Consider the following 22,660-nt stretch of genomic DNA (forward strand, 5'->3'; position numbering starts at 1 on the left):
ATGTCAGCTTATCAATTACCGACCGTATGGCAGGATGAAGCTAGTAATCAAGGAGCCTTTACAGGATTAAATAGACCAACAGCAGGTGCCCGTTTCGAACAAAACTTGCCAAAAGGAGAACAAGCTTTTCAACTGTATTCGCTGGGAACACCAAATGGTGTGAAAGTCACTATCTTATTGGAAGAATTACTAGAAGCTGGTTTTGAGCAAGCGGCTTACGACTTGTATAAGATTGCTATTATGGATGGGGATCAATTCGGTTCAGACTTTGTAAAGCTTAATCCAAATTCAAAGATTCCAGCCTTGTTGGACCAGTCAGGGACTGAAGAAGTGAGAGTCTTTGAGTCTGCTCATATTCTTCTATACCTTGCTGAGAAATTTGGAGCCTTTTTACCAAGTAATCCTGTGGAAAAGGTAGAAGTTTTAAATTGGCTATTCTGGCAAGCAGGTGCTGCACCTTTTCTAGGTGGGGGATTTGGCCACTTCTTTAATTATGCTCCTGAAAAATTGGAATATCCAATTAATCGTTTTACGATGGAAGTGAAACGTCAGTTGGATTTATTGGATAAGGAATTGGCTCAGAAACCGTATATTGCTGGAAATGACTATACGATTGCAGATATCGCTATCTGGTCTTGGTATGGACAGTTAGTTCAAGGAAAACTTTACCAAGGTTCTGCAAAATTTTTAGATGCCTCAAGTTATCAGAATCTAGTAAACTGGGCAGAAAAAATTGCCAACCGTCCAGCTGTTAAGCGTGGTATGGAAGTAACTTATAAAGAAATTAAATAGCAAAAAAAGTCATCTTCGGATGGCTTTTTGTTACAGTTGAGGGAAAGGGCTTGCAGTTATCGGCTTTTGTGCTATAATTGCTATAATATAGTAAAAAGTAAGTGGAGTGTGAGGAAGTGGAGAAGAAAATTGTAAAGGATATTTTGTTTTTATCTCAGGTGTCTCAGCCGGCAAGTCAGGAAGACCTTTATCTTGCTAGAGATTTGCAGGATACGCTTTTAGCAAATCGTGAGACTTGTGTCGGTCTGGCTGCCAATATGATTGGGGTGCAGAAGCGCGTGATTATCTTTAATCTTGGCTTGGTTCCTGTGGTCATGTTTAACCCAGTGCTCCTGTCCTCTGAAGGAGTTTATGAGACAGAGGAAGGTTGTTTGTCCTTGACAGGTGTGAGACCTACTAAGCGTTATGAAATCATAAGGGTTGCCTATTGTGACAGCAAGTGGCAGGAACAGACCATTACTTTGACAGGCTTCCCGGCTCAGATTTGCCAGCATGAACTGGATCACTTGGAAGGACGAATCATTTAGGAGGAAAGCAAATGAAACGAATAGTCTTTGAACTTATTTTTATCGCAACGACCTGGTATATCTTTTTACCGCCTCTTAACCTGACCAGCTGGGAATTTCTCTTTTTCCTCTGTGGGCATTTGCTGGTTGTAGCAATCTTATTTGGCTTTGGCAAGGGAATCAATCTGGTCAAAACAGTTCATGTGCGCCACGGCAAGGCGGAAGCTGCCTTAAATCTTGAGGGTTTCAAAATCAATCGGTTAGGGAAAATCCTTTTAGCTTCTATTGGAGGAATTCTTCTCTTAGCAGCCTTGGTTTCCTTGGTAACTTCTAGCATTTTTCAGGCTAAAAATTATGCCAATGTAGTCACGGTTACGGAAAAAGACTTTACTGATTTTCCTAAGACTGATACCAGTAAGGTTCCTATCTTAGATAGAAGTACCGCTGAAAAAATTGGGGACCGCTACTTGGGTTCCCTAACAGATAAGGTGTCGCAGTACGTAGCGGCAGATACCTATACCCAATTGACAATTGATGGGAAGCCTTATCGGGTTACACCACTAGAATATGCAGACCCTATCAAGTGGTTTAACAATCAGGCCAAGGGAATCGGCGAGTATATCAAGGTGGACATGGTAACTGGTAATGCGGACTTGGTGGACTTGAAAACACCAATCAAGTATTCGGACTCGGAGTATTTTAACCGCGATGTTAAGCGTCACCTGCGCTTGAAGTACCCAACCAAGATCTTCAAAACTCCATCCTTCGAGGTGGACGATGAGGGCAATCCTTTCTATGTAGCGACGGTTTACCAAAAGCAATTTGGCTTAGCGGTTCCTCGTCCTGTTTCAGTCATTATCTTGGACGCCACAAATGGAGAGACCAAGGAATACAGCTTATCAGATGTTCCAGAATGGGTGGATAGGGTCTATCCAGCTGAGGAGACCATTGAGCAAATCAACTACAACGGCAAGTACAAGGATGGTTTCTGGAATGCCATGATTTCCAAGAAAAACGTGACCCAGACTACCAAGGGCTATAATTACTTGTCTATCGGCAATGACATCTACCTCTACACAGGTGTGACATCGGCCAATGCAGATGAAAGTAATCTTGGTTTCATCCTAGAAAATATGCGAACAGGAGAAATCACTAAGTACAGCTTGGCTTCTGCGACCGAAGAATCAGCCCGTGAATCAGCTGAAGGTGCTGTTCAGGAGAAATCCTACAAGGCAACCTTCCCAATCCTCATCAACCTCAATGACAAGCCTCTCTACATCATGGGCTTGAAGGACAATGCAGGCTTGGTCAAAGAGTACGCTCTGGTAGACGCAGTCGAGTACCAAAACGTTATCGTAGCTACGACAGTGGAAGAACTGCTCAGCAAGTATGCCAATAAAAACGACCTTGAGATTGACAATGCAACAACTGAAAGTATCAAGGGTGTGGTAGCAGACCTTAAATCAGCTGTTATCAAGGGCGACACCGTCTACTTTTTTAAAGTTGATGGTAAGATATACAAGGTTAAGGCCTCAGTATCCGATGACCTTCCTTACCTTGAAAATGGGAAAACCTTCGAAGGTCAAGTAGGAAAAGACAACTATCTTAAGACCTTTAAAGTTCAGTAAAGACAGCTTTATTTAAGAAGTATATGTTATAATAAGGTAAATTAAGACTAATGGAGGACAACAAATGGGTTTTTATGTGATGGTTGCTTCAATGCTACTCGGACTGCTCGCTTTGAAGATAGGTTTTTCTCAGTTCAAGGAGAAAAAAGATACATTCTTATCTATCTTAACAAGTTTAGCTGGCCTAGCACTTGTTCTCGTAGCTGTCTGGTTAGGATGGCCAAAATAAACAGAGGAACCTCGGTCAAACCGAGGTTTTTCAGATGAATTTCTTGGTAGTGGTAAAAAAATATGCTACACTATTAATATGAAAATTTTAATCCCAACAGCAAAAGAAATGAACACAGATTTGCCTAGTATTGAGCCAACTTCCTTAAGACCAGAAAGTCAGGCCGTGCTGGATGCCTTGGCCCTCTATTCTGCTAGTCGATTAGAGAGTTTTTACAAGGTATCAGCTGAGAAGGCGGCGAAAGAATTTCAAAATATCCAAGCTTTAAAAACGCAAACTGCTCAATACTACCCAGCCTTGAATCTATTTGATGGGCTCATGTACCGCCATATCAAGCGAGATAAATTGACCGAGGTAGAACAAGCCTATCTTGAAAATCATGTCTTTATTATCTCGGCTTTGTACGGTATTGTTCCAGCCTTGTCACCTATGGCACCTCACCGTTTGGACTTTTTGATGAAATTAAAAGTCGCTGGTAAGACTTTAAAGAGTCATTGGAAGGTAGCCTATGATGAGGCTATGAATGGTGAAGACCTAATTTTCTCCCTCTTGTCGTCAGAGTTTGAAACTGTGTTTTCTAAGGAAATCAGAGAAAAAATGGTGACCTTCAAATTCATGGAGGACAAGGGTGGTCAGCTGAAGATTCATTCAACCATTTCTAAGAAAGCGCGTGGTGCCTTCCTGACAGCCCTGATAGAAAATCAAGTACAGACGGTGGAAGAAGCTCGTCGCTTAAGCTTTGCAGGATTTGTTTACAGAGAAGACCTGTCCCAACCACAGGAATTGGTTTTTGTAAAGGAAGTATAGAAGATAGAAGAAAAGAGTTGGGGACAAAAGTCTAACCTTAAATATAAAAAGCGAACAAGCTAGTCTTCTGAGTGGCAGAAAAGTAGTCTTGTTCGCTTTTATTATGTTGGTTACTTGATCGCATTGACCAAATCTTGAGCTTGTTTTTCAAGTGAATTTAGGACTGTTTCTTCGAGAACCAATGTTCCGTCTGCCCAAGCAGAGTCGTTGACACGTGCAGCAGTGAAATCACCAATGACTTGTGTACGGATAAATGGCAAGAGATCTTTGTAAATAGCGAAGAGTTGATCGTGACCTGCATTGGCTACAGATGATACGGTGATAAACTTATCTTGAAGGGCAGAAGCGCCACGTGTATCAGACAAGTCAAGGGCACGAGATAGCCAGTCAAGCAAGTTTTTTACTGTACCAGGGATAGAGAAGTTGTAGACTGGAGAGAAAATCCAGATGGCGTCCGCAGCCAGAACTGCTTCACGAGCAGCCGCTACAGCTGGATGAGTTGGAACTTCCAAATCTTGGCTGAAGAGAGGAAGGGCTGAATAATCAAGATAGCTAACTTCCGCTTTACTAGCAAGTGCTTTCTCAGCTTCGAGGGCCATTTGATGGTTGAAAGAACCTTGACGTAGTGATCCGACGATAAATAATACTTTTTTAGACATGATGTGTCTCCTTTTTCTTAAATTCTCGAGAACTTTCTCGTTGTTATAAAATATATTACAACAAAACAAAAGGACTTGCAAGAAATTTGCTCAAAGATAATTAAAACTATAAAAGTGTAGAAACTCTAATCACTTGCGACTGGAATGCATTTGATTTTCGAAGAGTATTCTAATATTCTCTTGTAATATGATGACATAAGTGCTAAAATAAACAAGAAAACTAGCAATAGAAACCGCAGAACAGCTATTTTCCGGTATCATTTCATAAATAATTAAAGGAATAATAATGGCATTGAAGAATGCTTCTAAAAGGGGTGGAGATCATGTAAGACACAGATTAACAAGTGACGGACAAAAGAAATAATAATACACTTGTTAAGGAGAAAAGATGTTAATAAGAAATTATCGGAAAAATATTGGCCTGATGGCCGGAGTTGAGTTTTTTGCATTTCTAGGGATTACCAGTTTTTGGATTCTCTTTCTCAGTCAAAACGGCATGTCTCTTTGGCAGATTGGACTTCTGGAAAGTATTTTTCATACGACCAGTCTTCTCTGTGAAATTCCATCTGGTATGTTAGCTGACCGCTATTCCTATAAGACCAACCTTTATTTAAGTCGTATAGCAGGGATTGTGTCTTCTATTCTTATGTTGGCTGGGCAGGGAAATTTTTGGATTTATGCACTAGCAATGGCGGTGAGTGCCTTGTCTTATAATTTTGATTCAGGAACAAGCGCAGCAATGGTCTATGACTCGGCTGTGGAGGCTGGACTGAAGGAGCGCTATCTATCCATTTCAAGTTTCATATCAGGAGTGTCAGAAGGAACCCAGTCTTTGGGGACAGTGCTAGCAGGATTTTTTGTTCATGGTCAATTGCACCTGACCTACTATATCATGATTGCCACTTCTATCATAGTTCTTTTCCTGATTTGGATGCTGAAAGAGCCCAGTGTCAAAGTAGAAAAAGCTGATAGTGTGACCATGAAACAGATTATTTGGACTGTTAAGGATGAGTTGAAGAGAAATCCCATGCTTTTAAACTGGATGATTTTATCTCAGATTGTCGGAACACTCATGTATATGTTTTATTTTTACTATCAAAATCAGTTGCCAGATTTAAGTAGTTGGCAAATTTCAGCAGTTATGCTACTTGGTAGTCTCTTGAATATCGTCGCAGTCTATCTAGCGAGTAGGATTGGAAAGAACTATGCTGCCTTGAAGATTTTCCCTATTCTCGTCCTGCTGGCTGGAGTTACCTACCTGCTGTCCTACTTTGGGACACCTCTAATCTATATTCTGATTTATTTGATTAGTAATGCTCTGCATGCTCTTTTTAAGCCGATTTTTGACAATGATTTGCAAGAGCGGCTCCCAAGTGAAGTAAGGGCAACCATGCTGAGTGTCTACTCTATGATGTTTAGCCTGAGTATGATTGTCTTCTTCCCACTGACAGGGTGGTTGATTGACCATTTAGGCTTTGTGCTAACATTTCTTTATCTAGGATTCTTTTTAGTCATGATTAGCCTTCTACTGTCTGTCTTTTTAGGAAAAATGGCTAAAAGAATGGATGATAAAGTGATTCCATAAATCAAAAAAATTACGAAAACTTGAGTGCCAAGCTCAGGTTTTTTTATACGGTGATTTCGCTTGTGTCTATGCTTTTCTCTCTCGATTTTAAACAAGAAAAATCGGTTTGCTTTGAAGGAAGAAATAGAATTGGTTGCTTGTACTCAATGAAAATCAAAGAGCAAACTAGGAAGCTAGCCGCAGGTTGTACTGGAGTACAGCAAGGCGAAGCTGACGTGGTTTGAATTTGATTTTCGAAGAGTATTCTTATATTCACTTGTAATAAAGCCAGATAGATGGTAAAATAGACGAGTGAAAAAAAGACAAAAAAAAGCAAAAAATAATCTACTGTGGCAGTATGGTCTAGGGATGACGATTTTGTTTGTGGTTATCAGTGCTTCCTTTCTGTATCTGGTGTTTTTGGGTATGAAACCCTACCAAACAGCTAAAAGTGAAGGAGAAAAATTAGCTCAGCAGTATGCAGGATTAGAGCAGGCTGATCAGGTTGATTTATACAATGGCTTGGAATCCTATTACAGCGTTCTTGGTCGTAATAAACAGCAAGAAGCACTTGCTGTCCTGATCGGAAAAGATGACCATAAGATTTACGTTTATCAGCTAAATCAAGGTGTTTCACAAGAAAAAGCAGAAGCTGTTTCTAAGGAAAAAGGAGCTGGCGAGATTGACAAGATTACCTTTGGTCGTTATCAAGACAAACCAATCTGGGAAGTCAAGTCAGGATCTGATTTTTATCTAGTAGATTTTGAAACAGGAGCATTGGTCAATAAGGAGGGCCTATGAAACTATCCAACCGTGTTTTAGAAATGGAAGAAAGTGTTACTTTAGCTAGTGATGCGAGAGCAAAAAAATTAAAAGCTCAAGGTAAGGATGTCCTTTTCTTGACCTTGGGACAACCAGATTTTCACACTCCTGAAAATATTCAGGATGCAGCAGTTAAAGCTATTCGAGAAGGACAGGCTTCCTTCTATACAGTAGCTTCAGGCCTACCAGAATTAAAAGCTGCGGTGAATACCTACTTCGAGCGCTACTATGGCTATTCTGTCGCAAGTAACGAGGTTACCTTTGCTACAGGTGCCAAGTTCTCCCTCTATACTTTCTTTATGGCTGTAATTAACCCTTTAGATGAGGTTATTATTCCAACTCCATACTGGGTTAGTTATGGAGACCAGGTCAAGATGGCAGAAGGGATTCCAGTCTTTGTTCAAGCTAAAGAAGACAATGATTTTAAAGTCACGGTGGATCAACTAGAACTAGTTAGGACAGATAAGACAAAGGTTTTGGTTCTCAATTCACCATCTAATCCGACTGGTATGGTTTATACTCGTGAAGAATTACTTGCTATCGGAAATTGGGCAGTTGAGCATGACATTCTGATCTTAGCAGATGATATATACGGTCGCCTTGTTTATAATGGAAATGAATTTGTTCCAATCTCAAGTCTATCAGAAGCAATTCGTAAGCAAACCATTGTTATCAACGGTGTATCTAAGGCCTATGCCATGACGGGTTGGCGAGTTGGTTATGCGGTAGGTGATCCGGAAATCATTGCAGCTATGAGTAAATTGACAGGACAAACAACTTCAAATTTGACATCTGTTTCTCAATATGCGGCTATCGAAGCCTTAACAGGACCACAGGATTCTGTTGATATCATGCGTAAAGCTTTTGAGGAGCGTCTCAATACCATTTATCCGCTATTATGTGAGGTCCCTGGTTTTGAAGTTGTTAAGCCACAAGGAGCCTTCTATCTCTTTCCAAATGTTAAAAAAGCCATGGAGATGAAAGGTTATACGGATGTGACTGACTTTACAACAGCTATTCTTGAGGAAGTTGGTTTGGCACTCATAACAGGAGCTGGCTTTGGAGCGCCAGAAAATGTGCGCCTCAGCTATGCGACAGATCTAGACACACTTAAAGAAGCAGTTAAACGCTTGAAAGCATTTATGGAAAAATAAAAAAGAAAAGGAAAAATAATGACAAAACGTGTAACGATTATTGATGTAAAAGACTATGTTGGTCAAGAAGTGACGATTGGAGCTTGGGTTGCCAACAAATCAGGAAAAGGGAAAATCGCCTTCTTGCAATTGCGTGATGGAACAGCCTTCTTTCAAGGTGTAGCCTTTAAACCAAACTTTGTCGAAAAATTTGGTGAAGAAGTAGGACTTGAGAAGTTTGATGTTATCAAACGTTTGAGCCAAGAAACGTCTGTCTATGTGACAGGTATTGTCAAAGAAGATGAACGTTCTAAGTTTGGCTATGAGTTGGACATTACAGACATCGAAGTGATTGGTGAATCTCAAGATTACCCAATCACACCAAAAGAACACGGAACAGACTTTTTGATGGATAACCGTCACTTGTGGCTACGCTCTCGTAAGCAAGTAGCGGTGATGCAAATCCGTAACGCTATCATTTATGCGACTTATGAGTTCTTTGATAAGAACGGCTTCATGAAGTTTGATAGCCCAATTTTGTCAGGAAATGCGGCAGAAGACTCAACTGAACTCTTTGAAACTGACTATTTCGGAACTCCAGCCTACTTGAGCCAATCAGGTCAGCTTTACCTAGAAGCAGGTGCGATGGCTCTTGGTCGTGTCTTTGACTTTGGTCCAGTATTCCGTGCTGAAAAATCAAAAACACGCCGTCACTTGACTGAGTTCTGGATGATGGATGCTGAGTACTCATACTTGACACACGATGAGTCACTTGACTTGCAAGAAGCTTATGTAAAAGCTCTTCTACAAGGTGTTCTTGATCGTGCGCCTCAAGCCTTGGAAACCTTGGAACGTGATACAGAGCTCTTAAAACGCTACATTGCAGAGCCCTTCAAACGTATCACTTACGATCAAGCCATCGACCTCTTGCAAGAGCATGAGAATGATGAAGATGCTGACTATGAGCATCTTGAGCATGGTGATGACTTTGGTTCACCACATGAAACTTGGATTTCAAACCACTTTGGTGTGCCAACATTTGTCATGAACTACCCAGCAGCCATCAAGGCCTTCTACATGAAACCAGTTCCTGGAAATCCAGAGCGCGTGCTTTGTGCAGACTTGCTTGCTCCAGAAGGTTATGGAGAAATCATCGGTGGTTCTATGCGTGAGGAAGACTACGATGCCCTTGTCGCTAAGATGGATGAACTTGGTATGGACCGTACAGAGTACGAATTCTATCTTGACCTTCGTAAATACGGTACAGTTCCACACGGTGGATTTGGTATCGGTATCGAACGTATGGTAACCTTCGCAGCAGGAACAAAACACATCCGTGAAGCCATTCCGTTCCCACGTATGTTGCACCGTATTAAACCGTAAAAATATAATAGTAAAATAGGATAGATAAAACTCCTTGGAATCATAAAAATGCATAGTATCAGGTATTAAAAATTTTGATATTATGTGTTTTTTTGATAAAAAATTATTATATTTTCCTCTCAATTGATTTTTTTAACCAGTCTCATTTACAATCCTATAATGTTAGATGTTTCAAACAAAGTATTTGAAATTTTATTTTTTAAATGTTATACTAATAATTAGTTACTTAGGCTCAAAATAGTGTCTAATCAACTCTCTCTACTAACGTATAGTAATTCAGTCTTTATTTGTATGTACAGACATGTGTATATGTATAGAATAAGTGTGACGTTTCGAAAATAGAGGTGACTGTCCGTTTCCTCTTTAGGTAATCCTTAGGATATATCTATCTAACGTTTGCACTTTTTATGTGACATCAGAAAGATCTACAATTTTAACTGAATGGCTATTAGTATGAGATAGAAAGATTGGCCAGGAGTTAGGTATATAGAAAAAAATAATTTTATAAAAGGAGGTTGTAACTCTAAATGAAGGGGAAACAACAAGATTTTAGAACGGAAAAGTATATTCGTTATGGTATTCGTAAGTATAGCTTTGGAGCGGCATCAGTAGCGATTGCTGCTGGTTTAATGTTCTTGGGAAATGGAGCAGTTGCAGCTACTGAACAAAATCCAGTTTCAGACTCTAAAGAAAATATTCAAAAAGTAGAAAATGCTTCTCCAGAATTAGGAGCAAGTACTATTCAGTTGACAGAAAAGACAGCTGAAACACCTAAGAAAGAAGAAGTTCAAGTAAATAAGTCACTTCTTGAAACGAGTATTTCAAATTTAGAGACTGCATTATCAAATGCTAAGTATGCGGATGCCTCAGTTGTAGCCAATGCTCGTGAAGCCTTAGCTACTGCGAAAGCTGTTTTGGCAAATGAAACTGCCAAGCAAGAAGAGATAAATATTCAAAAAGATATTCTTTCTTCATTGAAAACAGTTGTAACAGAATCAAACAAGCTAGGATTAGAAACAAAAGAGGCTGATAAAGATAAGGCGGCAAAAGAAGAAGCAGAAAAAAGCATCACACCAACAGAAAAATCTGTTTCTGCTGCAACAACTATCTTGACACAAGTTTCTTCAGAAGCTGATGTAACTAATACACTTGCTGCTACAGAACTTCGTAAGAAAGAAGTATCAGAAGAAAATAGAGTAGCAGTTGAAGCAGCGGTTGCTAAAAACCAAGCGGTACTTAACGAATCAAAAGTACTTTTAGCTGACAAGAGCATTACAAAGGAACAAGTAGATGCTCAATTAGAACGTTTAAATGAATCGATTCTTGCAGTCTACAGTGAACTGAAAAAAGCAGGAATTGGTCGTGACGGTAAATTTGAGGTAGTTTTAGCAGATTTAGCTGAAAAAGTTGACGAAGCGCCATTAACTGAAGCTCAACAAGCTGATCACTGGAAAAAATATGCTGATAAAAACACTGAACGCTTAAAACACCAAATTAAATGGTTTGATATCACAAGTAAAACAGCAGTCGTTGAAAATCTTGGTGACGGTGGAAAACTAAAAGTTGGAACCAAGTTCAAGCAAGAATTGACTCCTGGATATGTTGTGGAAATGGAAGTTACAGCCTTAAAACCATTTAACTCAACTGACGTTTATAAAGAACGTGGTGGAGCAGGATATGATGCGAATGCTAAAAACGTTTATTCAGATGGAACTGAAGCAGAAGTTAAAGTTGTTCGTCAAGGTGGATATTCTGTTGCGAAAACAAATGGAATTGATACAGGTGGTACGACAGTAATCCAATCTGTAAAAAATGGAGCAAACGTTGGGGTAGAATTCAAAGTTAAAGCAACTTTAAATGGTAAAGAAGTACCAGCGAACGTTGTATTTGCTACAGGGGAAGAAGCGGGTTCATCTGAGATTGAAATCTACAAAACCGATGGGGATGGATTCGAATTAGTTACTGAATTATCGAATACAAACTATCGAGTACCAACTGCTCGTTCTTATACTGCAGAAACTTATGATAACCGTTATAACTTAAGTCCAGTAGGAAATGGTCAAGGTCGTCAATTAGGACAATCTTACTCTATCGAAGGAAAAGGAAAAACAGCCTTTGAACCATTTATCGCTGATAAAGCAAAAGGTTTCCGTTCAACAGAAATTACTGAAGAAACAGTATCTACTGTAACAGATAAAGATGGAAAAGTGTATAGTGATGGTTTAGGAACACAAGTATTTGGACCAGCGGTTACTCACCGTGATTCTGGTATGTCTACACCAGTTGTGTTAACACGTAATGCTAAAAACCTAGGGGTTTATATCCTATCAAGTGGTCAACAAGGGGCTATGTTCGGATTCATGGTATTAGACGAAGGGGATGCTCCAGCCTCTTATGGTAAAGTAGGTCACGCTATCGCAAAAGGTGCTGGAATTACTCAACCATACTTAGGTGCAAAAGAGCCAGATGTTGATATCCGTACGGAGAAAATTACAGATGAAACAGCCTTCAAATATGATGATGTGAACGGTGAAGGCGGAGACGAAGGTGCTCGCCAATTAATGGGTGATAAAGTAGCTCAAGGCGACAACTACAAATTGAAAAAAGTTAACGCTGGAACTTACTCAATGACATTTGACGCTCACTTAGGTGGCGGTAAAAATGCATTCGTAAATGGATGGATTGACTTTAACGGAAATGGTAAATTCGATGAAAACGAAGGTGCTGGAGCTGTTGAAGTAACAAAAGATGGAGAAGTAACACTAACTTGGACAACTCCTGTTCAAAACGTAGATGTAACTGCGACTAAATTAGCAACTCGTTTACGTATCGCAAATGATAAAGCAGATGTTAAAGAAGCGACAGGAATTGCCTACTCTGGGGAAGTAGAAGACTTCCAAATCCAACAAACAATTCCACCACGTGGTACAAAAGAAGAAACGTACGATATTCAAGGTGCAACTCAAAATTCAACTATTAAATTCAACGCTTATGGAAATAAGGATTATAATTTCGAAGAAAAAGCAGCTATTGATGAAACAGTGAAACCACAAATCGTTAAACCTGATGGTTCAGTTGTGACGGATGCTGAATTAGTAGATGGTTACTATGTAGTACCAGGACAAGGTAAATATAAAGTTACAGCTAAAGGAAAAGACGTTAGCGTAGAATTCGTTCCAGAAGCTACATTCGTTGGAGATGCAGATGGTATTACAATCCGTCGTACAGATACGAACGGTGCTACAACTGGATGGGGTAAAATTGGTAAACCAATCGTCAACGGTGAAGGAAATAACGGAGACCAATTAACATTAATCAGTGAACAAGTAACACCAGAAGGCGCTTCAGAAAAAGGTTCAATGGATGGACGTTATATCCCTCACGTAATGAAACGTGAAATCGTAGATGGAAAAGAGAAATCTAACGATATTCAAGGAGCGAAACAAACAAGAACTCCTGAATTCAAAGATACTGCGAATAACAAGATTACTCCTTCAGAAGAATTCCCAGCTAAGTTAGTGGATCCTAAGACAGGAAATCCAACAGATGAAACTGAAATTCCAGCTACAAAAGATGGTAAAACAATCGGTACTTACACGATTACACCTACAACAGGAGAAGTAGTATTCACACCAAATAAAGACTTCACAGGCGATCCAGACCCAGTTAAAGTATCATTTACAGGTAAAGTTGGGGTAGACAAAGATGGAAACCCAGTAACTTCAACAGGTACAGTAACTTACCAACCAACAGTTAAACCAGTAACACCAACTGCAGAAGGTGGAGAAACGACTAAACCTCAAGGTGAAACTCAAGAACAAGAAATTACATTTACAGCAGGTAAAAACACTGTTACTTACTTAGATAAGAACGATAACCCAGTAGAAGTTGAAAAATCAGTTCCAATGAATCCTGATGCTTACACATTATTAGGTGAAGATGGACAACTAGCTACTGAAGTTCCAGCGAAAAAACCAGATGGAACAGTAATTGGGACATATACATTAACAGTAGTGGATGGAATACCAACAGCTGTATTTACACCAACAGATAAAACTTATGTTGGACCAGTTCTTCCAGTAACAATCCAAGGGGAAGATGAAAATGGTACAAAAGCAACTGCTAAGTACACACCACATATCACACCAGTAGAACCAACAGCACAAGAAGCAGAATCTACTGCAAAACAAGGGGATACTCAAAAAGGAAAACCTACATTCACACCAGGTTCAGAAAATTCAACAATGAAACCTGAAACATTAACGTTAGTGGATGACAGTGGAAACCCAGTTGAAACATTACCAGCAACAGATAAAAATGGTAATAAAGTAGGAGATTACACAGTAGATAAAACTACAGGAGAAGTAATCTTCACACCAACGAATAAAACATATGCAGGTCCAGTATTACCAGCCCGTGTTCGTATGCAAGACTCAAACGGAACACCAGCAGAAACAAACTATACTCCAAACATCGTTCCAGTAAGACCACAAGGGCAACCAGCTGAATCAAAAGCTCCTCAAGGACAAACTCAAGAAGGAACAGTATCATTCACTGGAGGAACAGTTACAGTAAATGGTAAAGAAGAAACTGTTGCGATTCAAGAAGGAACTGCAAGACTATTAGATCAAAATGGTAATCCATTAGAACCAACTGCGAAACAAGACGTAATGGGACCAGATGGTAATAAGATCGGGGAATACTCAATCGACCCAACTACGAATAAAGTAACGTACACACCAACTGATTTACAATACACTGGTAAAGTACCAGCAGCAGTTGTTCAAGCGTTAGACGTAAATGGAACACCTGCGGTTACAACTTATACACCAAGTATTATTCCAGAAACACCAACTGCAGAAGAAGCAACTTCTATCAAACCTCAAGGACAAGTTCAAAAGGGAACAGTAACATTCACAGCAGGGTCAGAAGTAACACCAATCGTTACAAGTAAAACGACATTATTAGACGAAAACAATCAACCAGCTGAAGAAGTTCCAGCTAAGAGTCCAGAAGGTAAAGTAATTGGTAAATATACATTAAATAAAGATACTGGTGAAGTAACCTTTACTCCAGATCCAACAGTACCGTATGCAGGCGATGTAGTTCCTGTATCAGTACGTGGAGAAGATACAAACGGTTCACAAGTTACAACAACTTACACACCATCGATTATTCCAGTTAACCCAAGTGCAAATCCTGCTAAATCAGAAGGACCACAAGGGGTAGAACAATCAGGAACTGTTGAATTTATTCCAGGTAACCCAAATAAAGAACCAGAATCACCAGCTCCAATCGTTAAATCTACCATTAAGTTACTAGATAAATCAGGAAATGAAGCTGAAACAGTAACGGTTACTAAAGACGGTAAAGAAATCGGAGTTTACTCATTAGTTAAAGATGAAAATGGAGTACCAACAGGTGAAGTGAAATTCACACCAACAGATAAAACGTATGTTGGAGAAGTTGAACCAGTAACAGTACAAGCAAAAGATACAAATAGTACTGTAGCGAAAACAACTTACACACCTAAATTTACTGGGGTAACACCAACAGGAACACCTGTAGAATCAACAGGAATCCAAGGTAAAACTCAAGAAGGTACACCAACATTCACAGCAGGTGACGTGAAAGTACCAATCAAGATTGATGAAACTCAACCAGCGACATTCTATAATCCTGTTACAAAAGAACCAATCGCAGAAACTGAAATTCCAGCTACTAAAGATGGAAAAGAAGTTGGTAAGTACAAAATTGATCCAAAAACTGGAACAGTAACATTCACACCAAATAAAGACTTCACAGGAACACCAGATCCAGTGACAGTACAAGCAAAAGATGCGAATGGAACACCAGCAACGGCTACTTATACACCAACAGTAACACCAGTAACCCCAACAGGAACACCTGTAGAATCAACAGGAATCCAAGGTAAAACTCAAGAAGGTACACCAACATTCACACCAGGAAACAGCGAAGTGCCAATCACAATTACAGATGAGCAACCAGCGACATTCTATAATCCTGTTACAAAAGAACCGATTACAGAAACTGAAATTCCAGCTACTAAAGATGGAAAAGAAGTTGGTAAGTACACAATTGATCCAAAATCAGGAAAAGTAACATTCACACCAAACAAGGACTTCACAGGAACACCAGATCCAGTGACAGTACAAGTAAAAGATGCGAATGGAACACCAACAACAGCGACTTACACACCAACAGTTACACCTGTAACACCAGAAGGAAAACCTGCAGAATCAACAGGAATCCAAGGTAAAACTCAAGAAGGTACACCAACATTCACAGCAGGAAACCCAGAAGTACCAATCACAATTACAGATGAGCAACCAGCACAATTCGTAGTAGATGGAAAACCTGTAACAGAAAAAGAAATTCCAGCGAAAGATAAAGATGGAAAAGAAGTTGGTAAGTACACAATTGATCCAAAATCAGGAAAAGTAACATTCAAACCAAATAAAGACTTCACAGGTACACCAGTGCCAGCGACAGTACAAGTAAAAGATGCGAATGCAACACCAACAACGGCTACTTACACACCAACAGTTACACCTGTAACACCAACAGCAGAAGGTGATAAATCAACAGGACTTCAAGGAAAAGTACAAACAGGAACACCTAAATTTACACCAGGTAACCCAGAAGTACCAATGGACAATGAAGTACCAGCAACATTCGAAGATGGAAGTACTGTTAAAACAGTAGAAGGTGTTGGTAAATTCGAAGTTGCCAAAGATGGAAAAGTAACATTCACACCAGAAAAATCATTTACAGGAGAAGCACCAGCGGTAACTGTAAAACGTGTAGATAAGAATGGAACACCAGCAACAGCAACTTACACACCAACAGTAACACCAGTAACTCCAACATCTGAAGGGAAAACATCTGAAGGAGCTAAAGGTGAAGTTCAAACAGGAAAACCAACATTCACACCAGGAAATCCAGAAGTACCAATGGATGATGAAGTACCAGCAACATTTGAAGATGGAAGCACTGTTAAAACAGTAGAAGGTGTTGGTAAATTCGAAGTTGCCAAAGATGGAACGGTAACATTTACACCAGAAAAATCATTTACAGGAAAAGCACCAGCTGTTACTGTAAAACGTGTAGATAAGAACGGAACACCAGCAACAGCAACTTACACACCAACAGTTCGTCCTGATACTAAGTTTGTAGTAGTAGGAAAAGATGGAAAAGAAACAGAACTTATCCCATCTAAAGATGGAGAACAACCATCTGAACCAGTTCCAGGCTACAAAGTTGTTAAGACTGAAACAGATGAAAAAGGTAATACGAAACACATCTATGAAAAAGTAACAACTTCATTCAAGGATAAAGAAGGAAACGAAATTCCAGGATATCCAACAGAAGAAGGTACAACACCTAAGAAAGATAATATTCCAGGATATCGCTTCGTAGAAACGAAAACACTTCCAAATGGGGATACAGAACATGTCTACGAGAAGGTGAAAACTTCATTCAAGGATAAAGAAGGAAACGAAATTCCAGGATATCCAACAGAAGATGGAGACCAACCGAAGAAAGATATCCCAGGATACAGATTCGTAGAGACTAAGAAACTTCCAAACGGAGATGTGGAACACGTATACGAAAAAGTGAAAACTTCATTCAAGGATAAAGAAGGAAAAGAAATTCCAAACTATCCAACAGAAGATGGAGATCAACCGAAGAAAGATATCCCAGGATACAGATTCGTAGAGACTAAGAAATTACCAAACGGTGATATCGAACATATCTATGAAAAAGTTGTAACACCAACGCCTACTCCAACACCACAAAAAGAGGAGAAAGTGACTACTTATGTAGACGAAAAAGGAAATCCAATTCGCCCAACGAAAAATGGAGAGCATCCAAGTGAAAATATTCCAGAATTTGAACTTGTGAGAACAGAAAAAGATGCGAAAGGTAATGTACGTCATGTCTACCGTAAAGTGACAACACCAGAAACATCAATTATCACAACATTTGTGGACGAAAATGGTAACCCAATTCTTCCAAATGAAAATGGTGAAGTTCCAGCTAAAGATATCCCAGGATATGAATTAGTAAGAACAGAAAAAGATGCAAACGGAAATGTTCGTCATGTTTATCGTAAGGTTCAAGAAACAACACAAGAGCAACCAGCGCAACAAACAGCAGTGAAAGAAGCTGAAGGTAAACGCGAATTGCCAAATACTGGTACCGAAGCTAACGCTAGCCTCGCAGCGCTTGGACTCCTTGGAGCCCTAAGTGGATTTGGACTTCTTACTCGCAAGAAGAAAGAAGACTAAAAACGCATAGTTTTTAAGAAGATGATTCGTCATCTTCTTTTTTTATTTTAGTCTTTTTACTTGCGTAAAAAATTGTTTTCTAGTATAATAGTTTATTGTGAGCGAACCTCACTTACCCCTTGCAAAGTCTGGGGGTCATTAGACCAAAAGGAGGAACATATCAATGGCTAAATACGAAATTCTTTATATCATTCGTCCAAACATTGAAGAAGAAGCTAAAAACGCTTTGGTAGCACGTTTTGACTCTATTTTGACTGACAACGGTGCAACTGTTGTTGAATCAAAAACTTGGGAAAAACGTCGTCTTGCATACGAAATCAAAGATTTCCGTGAAGGACTTTACCACATCGTTAACGTTGAAGCAAACGACGATGCAGCTCTTAAAGAGTTTGACCGTCTTTCAAAAATCAACGCTGACATTCTTCGTCACATGATCGTCAAAACTGACGCGTAAGAAGGTAAACTATGATTAACAATGTTGTACTTGTAGGGCGTATGACACGTGACGCTGAGTTGCGTTATACCCCATCAAATGTAGCAGTTGCGACTTTTACTCTTGCAGTAAACCGTACATTTAAGAGTCAAAATGGCGAACGTGAGGCTGATTTTATCAATGTCGTTATGTGGCGCCAACAGGCTGAAAACCTTGCTAACTGGGCTAAAAAAGGCTCACTTATCGGGGTGACAGGTCGTATCCAGACTCGTAGTTACGATAACCAGCAAGGACAACGTGTCTACGTGACAGAGGTCGTGGCTGAGAATTTCCAAATGTTGGAAAGCCGTAGTGTGCGTGAAGGTCACACAGGTGGAGCTTACTCTGCCCCAACTGCAAACTATTCAGCACCTACAAATTCAGTACCAGACTTTTCACGTGATGAAAATCCATTTGGAGCAACAAATCCATTGGATATTTCAGATGATGATTTACCATTCTAATGGACAACTAAAATTATAAAGGAGAAAAAACATGGCTCAACAACGTCGTGGCGGATTCAAACGCCGTAAAAAAGTTGATTACATCGCAGCAAACAAAATTGAATATGTTGATTACAAAGATACTGAGCTTCTTAGCCGTTTCGTTTCAGAACGTGGGAAAATCCTTCCTCGTCGTGTAACAGGAACTTCAGCTAAAAACCAACGTAAAGTAACAACAGCTATCAAACGCGCTCGCGTAATGGCTTTGATGCCTTTCGTAAACGAAGATTAAAAAAGAGGTCCGGGTGGACCTCTTTTTCATGAGCTTGAAAACAAGAAAGCGAATTAAGACCCCAACGGGTCTTTTTTCACGAGATAGTTTTTTTCTGACCTTGGCGTGCTATAATGGTATAGAAAGAGTAAAGGTGGGTAAGTCAAAGATGAATTGTACGATTAGAAATATGATTAAGTCTGATATTGAATCCTTATCTCATGGATTTATGAATCAAGGTTGGCCTGGTAGAGAAGAAATCTTAGCTAGCTATTTTTGGGAGCAAGCAAGTGGCGACAGAGAAGTCTTGGTAGCGACTATGAATGGAGTAGTGGCAGGTTATATTACCATTTTGCCCTCTGCTAAACATGGTCCTTTTGCAGAAGTCTATCCAGAATTATCAGATTTTAATGTGTTTGAGCCTTTTCGAAATCAAGGGATTGGGAATCAACTGCTAGAAGAAGCAGAAAAACGAGTCAAGTTTGTTTCGAGTAAGGTCACTCTTGGTGTAGGTTTGCACTTGGGGTATGGTCCTGCCCAGAGATTGTATATTAAACGAGGCTATATTCCAGATGGTACAGGTGTCTGGTATCGAAATCAACCCTTGGAAATGAATGCAACTAGCCAAAATAATGATGATTTGGTTTTGTATTTAGTAAAGGAATTCGGATAAGAGACAAGGATTTTATTGGGGATGTGGGATTTCTCTACTTTATGGTATAATGGAAAGAGTTAGATTGAAAGAGGTAGTGAGATGGATGCCAAATTAAGATACAAGGCAAAGAAGATCAAGATTGTCTTTTTTGATATTGATGATACATTGCGAAATTCAAAGACAGGTTTTATTCCAGCTTCAATCCCAACTGTTTTTAAGCAATTACGTGAGAAAGGAATTTTGACAGGTATTGCTTCTGGACGAGGGATTTTTGGTGTCGTTCCGGAGATTCGTGAGCTCAAGCCTGACTTTTTTGTAACTTTGAATGGGGCTTATATCGAAGATAAAAAAGGTCAGGTCATTTATCAACATCAGATCGATAAGTCAGATGTTGAGGAGTATATCTCTTGGGCTAAGCAAGAAGTAATTGAGTATGGCTTGGTTGGGAGTCATGACGCCAAATTGTCGATTCGCACCGATATGATTAGTGAAGCTATTAATCCAATTTATCCTGATTTAGATGTGGATCCAGATTTTCATGAGAAAGAAGACATCTATCAGATGTGGACTTTTGAAGATAAAGGAGATGACTTGCACTTGCCTGACAGTCTCTCAGACAAACTTCGCATGGTTCGTTGGCATCAACATTCGTCTGATATTGTGCCGATTTCAGGCTCCAAAGCGACAGGTGTGGAAAAGGTTGTGGAACACCTTGACTTGAAACCAGAGAACGTCATGGTTTTTGGAGATGGCCTCAACGACTTGGAACTCTTTGATTACGCTGGTATCAGCGTTGCAATGGGAATTTCTCATGATAACATCAAAGAAAAAGCAGATTATATTACAAAAACATTGGAAGAAGATGGCATTTTTGATGCCTTAGAAGGATTTGGTATGGTAGAAAAAGAATTGCATTTCCCACAGGTAGACATTGAAACAGTAGAAGGTCCTATCGCGACTATTAAGACCAATCACGGAGACTTGCGTATCAAGCTTTTCCCTGAACATGCTCCTAAAACAGTGGCTAACTTTGTAGCTCTTTCAAAAGATGGTTACTATGATGGTGTCATTTTCCATCGTATTATCAAGGACTTTATGATTCAAGGTGGAGACCCAACTGGAACTGGTATGGGTGGCGAATCAATCTACGGCGAATCATTTGAGGATGAATTCTCAGAAGAACTTTACAATATCCGTGGTGCTCTTTCCATGGCCAATGCTGGTCCAAATACCAACGGCAGCCAGTTCTTTATCGTGCAAAACCAACACCTGCCTTATTCTAAGAAAGAAATCGCTCGTGGTGGTTGGCCAGAACCGATTGCGGAAATCTATGCAGAGCAAGGAGGAACTCCTCATCTAGACCGTCGTCACACTGTTTTTGGTCAGTTAGCTGATGAAGCTTCTTACTCTGTCTTAGATACCATTGCTGCTGTTGAGACAGGGGCTATGGACAAGCCAGTTGAAGATGTTGTGATTGAAACAATTGAAATCGAGGACTAAGATGAAAATCGGTGATAAGCTAAAGGGGCGTATTACAGGGATTCAGCCCTACGGAGCCTTTGTTGAGCTAGAGACGGGTGATACGGGGCTGATTCACATTTCAGAGATTCGAACAGGCTTTATTGAAAATATTCATGAAGCCTTGAAAGTCGATGAAGAGGTTCTGGTTCAGGTAGTGGATTTAGATGAATTTACAGGGAAAGCTAGTCTTTCTATCCGCACTTTGGAGGAAGAAAAGCACCAGTTTCCGAGACGGCGACGTTTTTCAAGCGACCGTTTTAACTACGGCTTTGCTCCTCTTAAACGAATGATGCCAATTTGGACCAAGGAAGCCCTTCAACATTTGAAGAATCAGAAGCACTAGTTAGAAATCTCTATCTTTTGTAATGTTAATATAAATTTGCTATAATAAGACCATGGAAGAAGAACAATTATTAAAATCAGGAGAGCGTATTAACCAGCTCTTTTCGACAGATATTAAAATCATTCAAAATAGAGAGGTTTTTAGCTATTCGGTGGATAGTGTTCTCTTGTCACGCTTTCCACGTTTCCCTAAGAAGGGATTGATTGTGGATTTCTGTGCTGGGAATGGAGCAGTAGGGCTTTTTGCCAGCACTCGTACCCAGGCACAGATTTTGGCTGTTGAGATTCAGGAGCGTTTGGCGGATATGGCTGAACGCTCTGTCCGTTTGAATTCTTTGGAAGAGCAGATGGAAGTCATCTGTGATGATTTGAAAAATATGCCTTCTCGTATACAGGGAAGTAAGGTGGATATGATTTTGTGTAATCCGCCCTATTTCAAGGTGGACCCTCATTCTAATCTGAACGAGAGTGAACATTATCTCTTGGCGCGCCATGAAATCACGACCAATTTGCAGGAAATCTGTCGTAGTGCTCAGAGCATTCTCAAGTCTAATGGGCGTTTGGCCATGGTTCATCGTCCTGATCGACTTTTAGATATCTTGGACAGCTTGCAACGACATAATTTAGCACCTAAGCGTCTGCAATTTGTCTATCCAAAAAAGGAAAAGGAAGCTAATATGCTCTTGATTGAGGCCATCAAGGATGGTTCAACAAGTGGCTTTAAGGTCTTACCACCTCTCATTGTTCACAATGATGATGGCTCTTATACGCCTGAATTCGAAGAGATTTATTATGGATCATAAGGCTTATATGTACGTGCTGGAGTGTCGTGATGGATCTTACTATACAGGCTATACGACTGATGTGAGAAGACGTCTCGCTGTCCACAATAGTGGGAAGGGAGCCAAATATACGCGAGCACGCTTGCCAGTCAAACTTATCTATGCTCAAGGTTTTGCCAGTAAGGAAGAAGCCATGTCGGCAGAAGCCCTTCTCAAGCGTAAGAAGAGGTCACAGAAGGAAAGATTTTTATCTGAAAATCAAGATAGAAATTTACTCAGTTATTTTGAAGAGTAGCGGGGAGTCCTTTGACTCCTCTTACTTTTGTCAAAAAGCGAAAA

The 22,660-nt window shown here is 39.9% G+C and carries 19 protein-coding genes; 18 read left to right on the forward strand and 1 reads right to left on the reverse strand.

Annotated elements, in window-relative coordinates:
* The 5 genes from yghU (at nt 1) to yaaA (ending at nt 3,962) form a co-directional block, all read left to right on the forward strand.
* Nucleotides 1–792: a glutathione-dependent disulfide-bond oxidoreductase gene (gene yghU / locus NMM17_RS06900; RefSeq protein ID WP_254754118.1), complete on the forward strand. Its 792-nt coding sequence runs from the start codon at nt 1–3 to the stop codon at nt 790–792.
* A gap of 116 nt (nt 793–908) precedes the next feature.
* Complete coding sequence (locus tag NMM17_RS06905; RefSeq protein ID WP_000412230.1) at nt 909–1,319, forward strand: peptide deformylase; 411 nt, start codon at nt 909–911, stop codon at nt 1,317–1,319.
* 11 nt (nt 1,320–1,330) lie between these two features.
* Nucleotides 1,331–2,926, forward strand: coding sequence for a hypothetical protein (locus NMM17_RS06910; RefSeq protein ID WP_254754119.1), 1,596 nt, complete (start codon nt 1,331–1,333; stop codon nt 2,924–2,926).
* A gap of 64 nt (nt 2,927–2,990) precedes the next feature.
* Nucleotides 2,991–3,155, forward strand: coding sequence for a YczI family protein (locus NMM17_RS06915; RefSeq protein ID WP_254754120.1), 165 nt, complete (start codon nt 2,991–2,993; stop codon nt 3,153–3,155).
* Nucleotides 3,156–3,233: 78 nt separating this feature from the next.
* Nucleotides 3,234–3,962 (forward strand): peroxide stress protein YaaA, encoded by a 729-nt coding sequence (gene yaaA, locus NMM17_RS06920; RefSeq protein WP_254754121.1) that lies wholly within the window; start codon nt 3,234–3,236, stop codon nt 3,960–3,962.
* A gap of 110 nt (nt 3,963–4,072) precedes the next feature.
* Here the strand turns inward: yaaA and NMM17_RS06925 are convergent, their stop codons facing one another.
* Nucleotides 4,073–4,621 carry an NADPH-dependent FMN reductase gene (locus tag NMM17_RS06925; RefSeq protein ID WP_254754122.1) on the reverse strand — a complete coding sequence of 183 codons (549 nt, stop codon included), beginning with the start codon at nt 4,619–4,621 and terminating at the stop codon, nt 4,073–4,075.
* A gap of 388 nt (nt 4,622–5,009) precedes the next feature.
* Here NMM17_RS06925 and NMM17_RS06930 point away from each other — a divergent pair, with 388 nt between their 5' ends.
* The 13 genes from NMM17_RS06930 to NMM17_RS06990 all read left to right on the forward strand — a co-directional run bounded on the left by NMM17_RS06930 (nt 5,010) and on the right by NMM17_RS06990 (nt 22,616).
* Nucleotides 5,010–6,206, forward strand: a complete 1,197-nt coding sequence (locus tag NMM17_RS06930; protein ID WP_254754123.1) for an MFS transporter — start codon at nt 5,010–5,012, stop codon at nt 6,204–6,206.
* Nucleotides 6,207–6,497: 291 nt separating this feature from the next.
* Nucleotides 6,498–6,986, forward strand: a complete 489-nt coding sequence (locus NMM17_RS06935) for a DUF5590 domain-containing protein (protein ID WP_254754124.1) — start codon at nt 6,498–6,500, stop codon at nt 6,984–6,986.
* Nucleotides 6,983–8,161 carry a pyridoxal phosphate-dependent aminotransferase gene (locus tag NMM17_RS06940; RefSeq protein WP_254754125.1) on the forward strand — a complete coding sequence of 393 codons (1,179 nt, stop codon included), beginning with the start codon at nt 6,983–6,985 and terminating at the stop codon, nt 8,159–8,161. Before NMM17_RS06935 ends, NMM17_RS06940 begins: the two co-directional genes overlap by 4 nt.
* Before the next feature lie 15 nt (nt 8,162–8,176).
* Nucleotides 8,177–9,523 (forward strand): asparagine--tRNA ligase, encoded by a 1,347-nt coding sequence (gene asnS / locus NMM17_RS06945; protein ID WP_161683683.1) that lies wholly within the window; start codon nt 8,177–8,179, stop codon nt 9,521–9,523.
* 527 nt (nt 9,524–10,050) lie between these two features.
* On the forward strand, nt 10,051–17,835 hold the full coding sequence (locus NMM17_RS06950) for a GEVED domain-containing protein (RefSeq protein ID WP_254754126.1): 7,785 nt from the start codon (nt 10,051–10,053) through the stop codon (nt 17,833–17,835).
* A gap of 163 nt (nt 17,836–17,998) precedes the next feature.
* On the forward strand, nt 17,999–18,289 hold the full coding sequence (gene rpsF, locus NMM17_RS06955) for a 30S ribosomal protein S6 (protein WP_001151784.1): 291 nt from the start codon (nt 17,999–18,001) through the stop codon (nt 18,287–18,289).
* A gap of 11 nt (nt 18,290–18,300) precedes the next feature.
* On the forward strand, nt 18,301–18,771 hold the full coding sequence (ssbA, locus tag NMM17_RS06960; RefSeq protein WP_000609606.1) for a single-stranded DNA-binding protein SsbA: 471 nt from the start codon (nt 18,301–18,303) through the stop codon (nt 18,769–18,771).
* 31 nt (nt 18,772–18,802) lie between these two features.
* Complete coding sequence (gene rpsR / locus NMM17_RS06965) at nt 18,803–19,042, forward strand: 30S ribosomal protein S18 (RefSeq protein ID WP_000068664.1); 240 nt, start codon at nt 18,803–18,805, stop codon at nt 19,040–19,042.
* 148 nt (nt 19,043–19,190) lie between these two features.
* Nucleotides 19,191–19,694, forward strand: coding sequence for a GNAT family N-acetyltransferase (locus tag NMM17_RS06970; RefSeq protein WP_254754141.1), 504 nt, complete (start codon nt 19,191–19,193; stop codon nt 19,692–19,694).
* Between the two features lie 81 nt (nt 19,695–19,775).
* Nucleotides 19,776–21,176, forward strand: coding sequence for a bifunctional Cof-type HAD-IIB family hydrolase/peptidylprolyl isomerase (locus NMM17_RS06975; RefSeq protein WP_254754127.1), 1,401 nt, complete (start codon nt 19,776–19,778; stop codon nt 21,174–21,176).
* A gap of 1 nt (nt 21,177) precedes the next feature.
* Complete coding sequence (locus NMM17_RS06980) at nt 21,178–21,540, forward strand: S1 RNA-binding domain-containing protein (RefSeq protein ID WP_042901323.1); 363 nt, start codon at nt 21,178–21,180, stop codon at nt 21,538–21,540.
* A gap of 52 nt (nt 21,541–21,592) precedes the next feature.
* A complete protein-coding gene (locus tag NMM17_RS06985; protein WP_254754128.1) occupies nt 21,593–22,342 on the forward strand; it encodes a tRNA1(Val) (adenine(37)-N6)-methyltransferase in 750 nt (249 codons plus the stop codon).
* Nucleotides 22,332–22,616 (forward strand): GIY-YIG nuclease family protein, encoded by a 285-nt coding sequence (locus NMM17_RS06990; protein WP_254754129.1) that lies wholly within the window; start codon nt 22,332–22,334, stop codon nt 22,614–22,616. Before NMM17_RS06985 ends, NMM17_RS06990 begins: the two co-directional genes overlap by 11 nt.
* Nucleotides 22,617–22,660 lie beyond the last annotated feature (44 nt).

This window comes from Streptococcus sp. CF7_Ac1-12, assembly GCF_024295905.1.
GTDB classification, from domain to species: Bacteria; Bacillota; Bacilli; order Lactobacillales; family Streptococcaceae; genus Streptococcus; species Streptococcus mitis_AP.

Coding starts and splice junctions, on each gene's coding strand:
- NMM17_RS06990 (WP_254754129.1), top strand. CDS start 22,332: ATGGATCATAAGGCTTATATGTACGTGCTGGAGTGTCGTGATGGATCT.
- yghU (WP_254754118.1), top strand. CDS start 1: ATGTCAGCTTATCAATTACCGACCGTATGGCAGGATGAAGCTAGTAAT.
- NMM17_RS06910 (WP_254754119.1), top strand. CDS start 1,331: ATGAAACGAATAGTCTTTGAACTTATTTTTATCGCAACGACCTGGTAT.
- ssbA (WP_000609606.1), top strand. CDS start 18,301: ATGATTAACAATGTTGTACTTGTAGGGCGTATGACACGTGACGCTGAG.
- rpsF (WP_001151784.1), top strand. CDS start 17,999: ATGGCTAAATACGAAATTCTTTATATCATTCGTCCAAACATTGAAGAA.
- NMM17_RS06940 (WP_254754125.1), top strand. CDS start 6,983: ATGAAACTATCCAACCGTGTTTTAGAAATGGAAGAAAGTGTTACTTTA.
- yaaA (WP_254754121.1), top strand. CDS start 3,234: ATGAAAATTTTAATCCCAACAGCAAAAGAAATGAACACAGATTTGCCT.
- NMM17_RS06985 (WP_254754128.1), top strand. CDS start 21,593: ATGGAAGAAGAACAATTATTAAAATCAGGAGAGCGTATTAACCAGCTC.
- NMM17_RS06975 (WP_254754127.1), top strand. CDS start 19,776: ATGGATGCCAAATTAAGATACAAGGCAAAGAAGATCAAGATTGTCTTT.
- NMM17_RS06970 (WP_254754141.1), top strand. CDS start 19,191: ATGAATTGTACGATTAGAAATATGATTAAGTCTGATATTGAATCCTTA.
- NMM17_RS06950 (WP_254754126.1), top strand. CDS start 10,051: ATGAAGGGGAAACAACAAGATTTTAGAACGGAAAAGTATATTCGTTAT.
- NMM17_RS06925 (WP_254754122.1), bottom strand. CDS start 4,621: ATGTCTAAAAAAGTATTATTTATCGTCGGATCACTACGTCAAGGTTCT.
- rpsR (WP_000068664.1), top strand. CDS start 18,803: ATGGCTCAACAACGTCGTGGCGGATTCAAACGCCGTAAAAAAGTTGAT.
- NMM17_RS06980 (WP_042901323.1), top strand. CDS start 21,178: ATGAAAATCGGTGATAAGCTAAAGGGGCGTATTACAGGGATTCAGCCC.
- NMM17_RS06930 (WP_254754123.1), top strand. CDS start 5,010: ATGTTAATAAGAAATTATCGGAAAAATATTGGCCTGATGGCCGGAGTT.
- NMM17_RS06915 (WP_254754120.1), top strand. CDS start 2,991: ATGGGTTTTTATGTGATGGTTGCTTCAATGCTACTCGGACTGCTCGCT.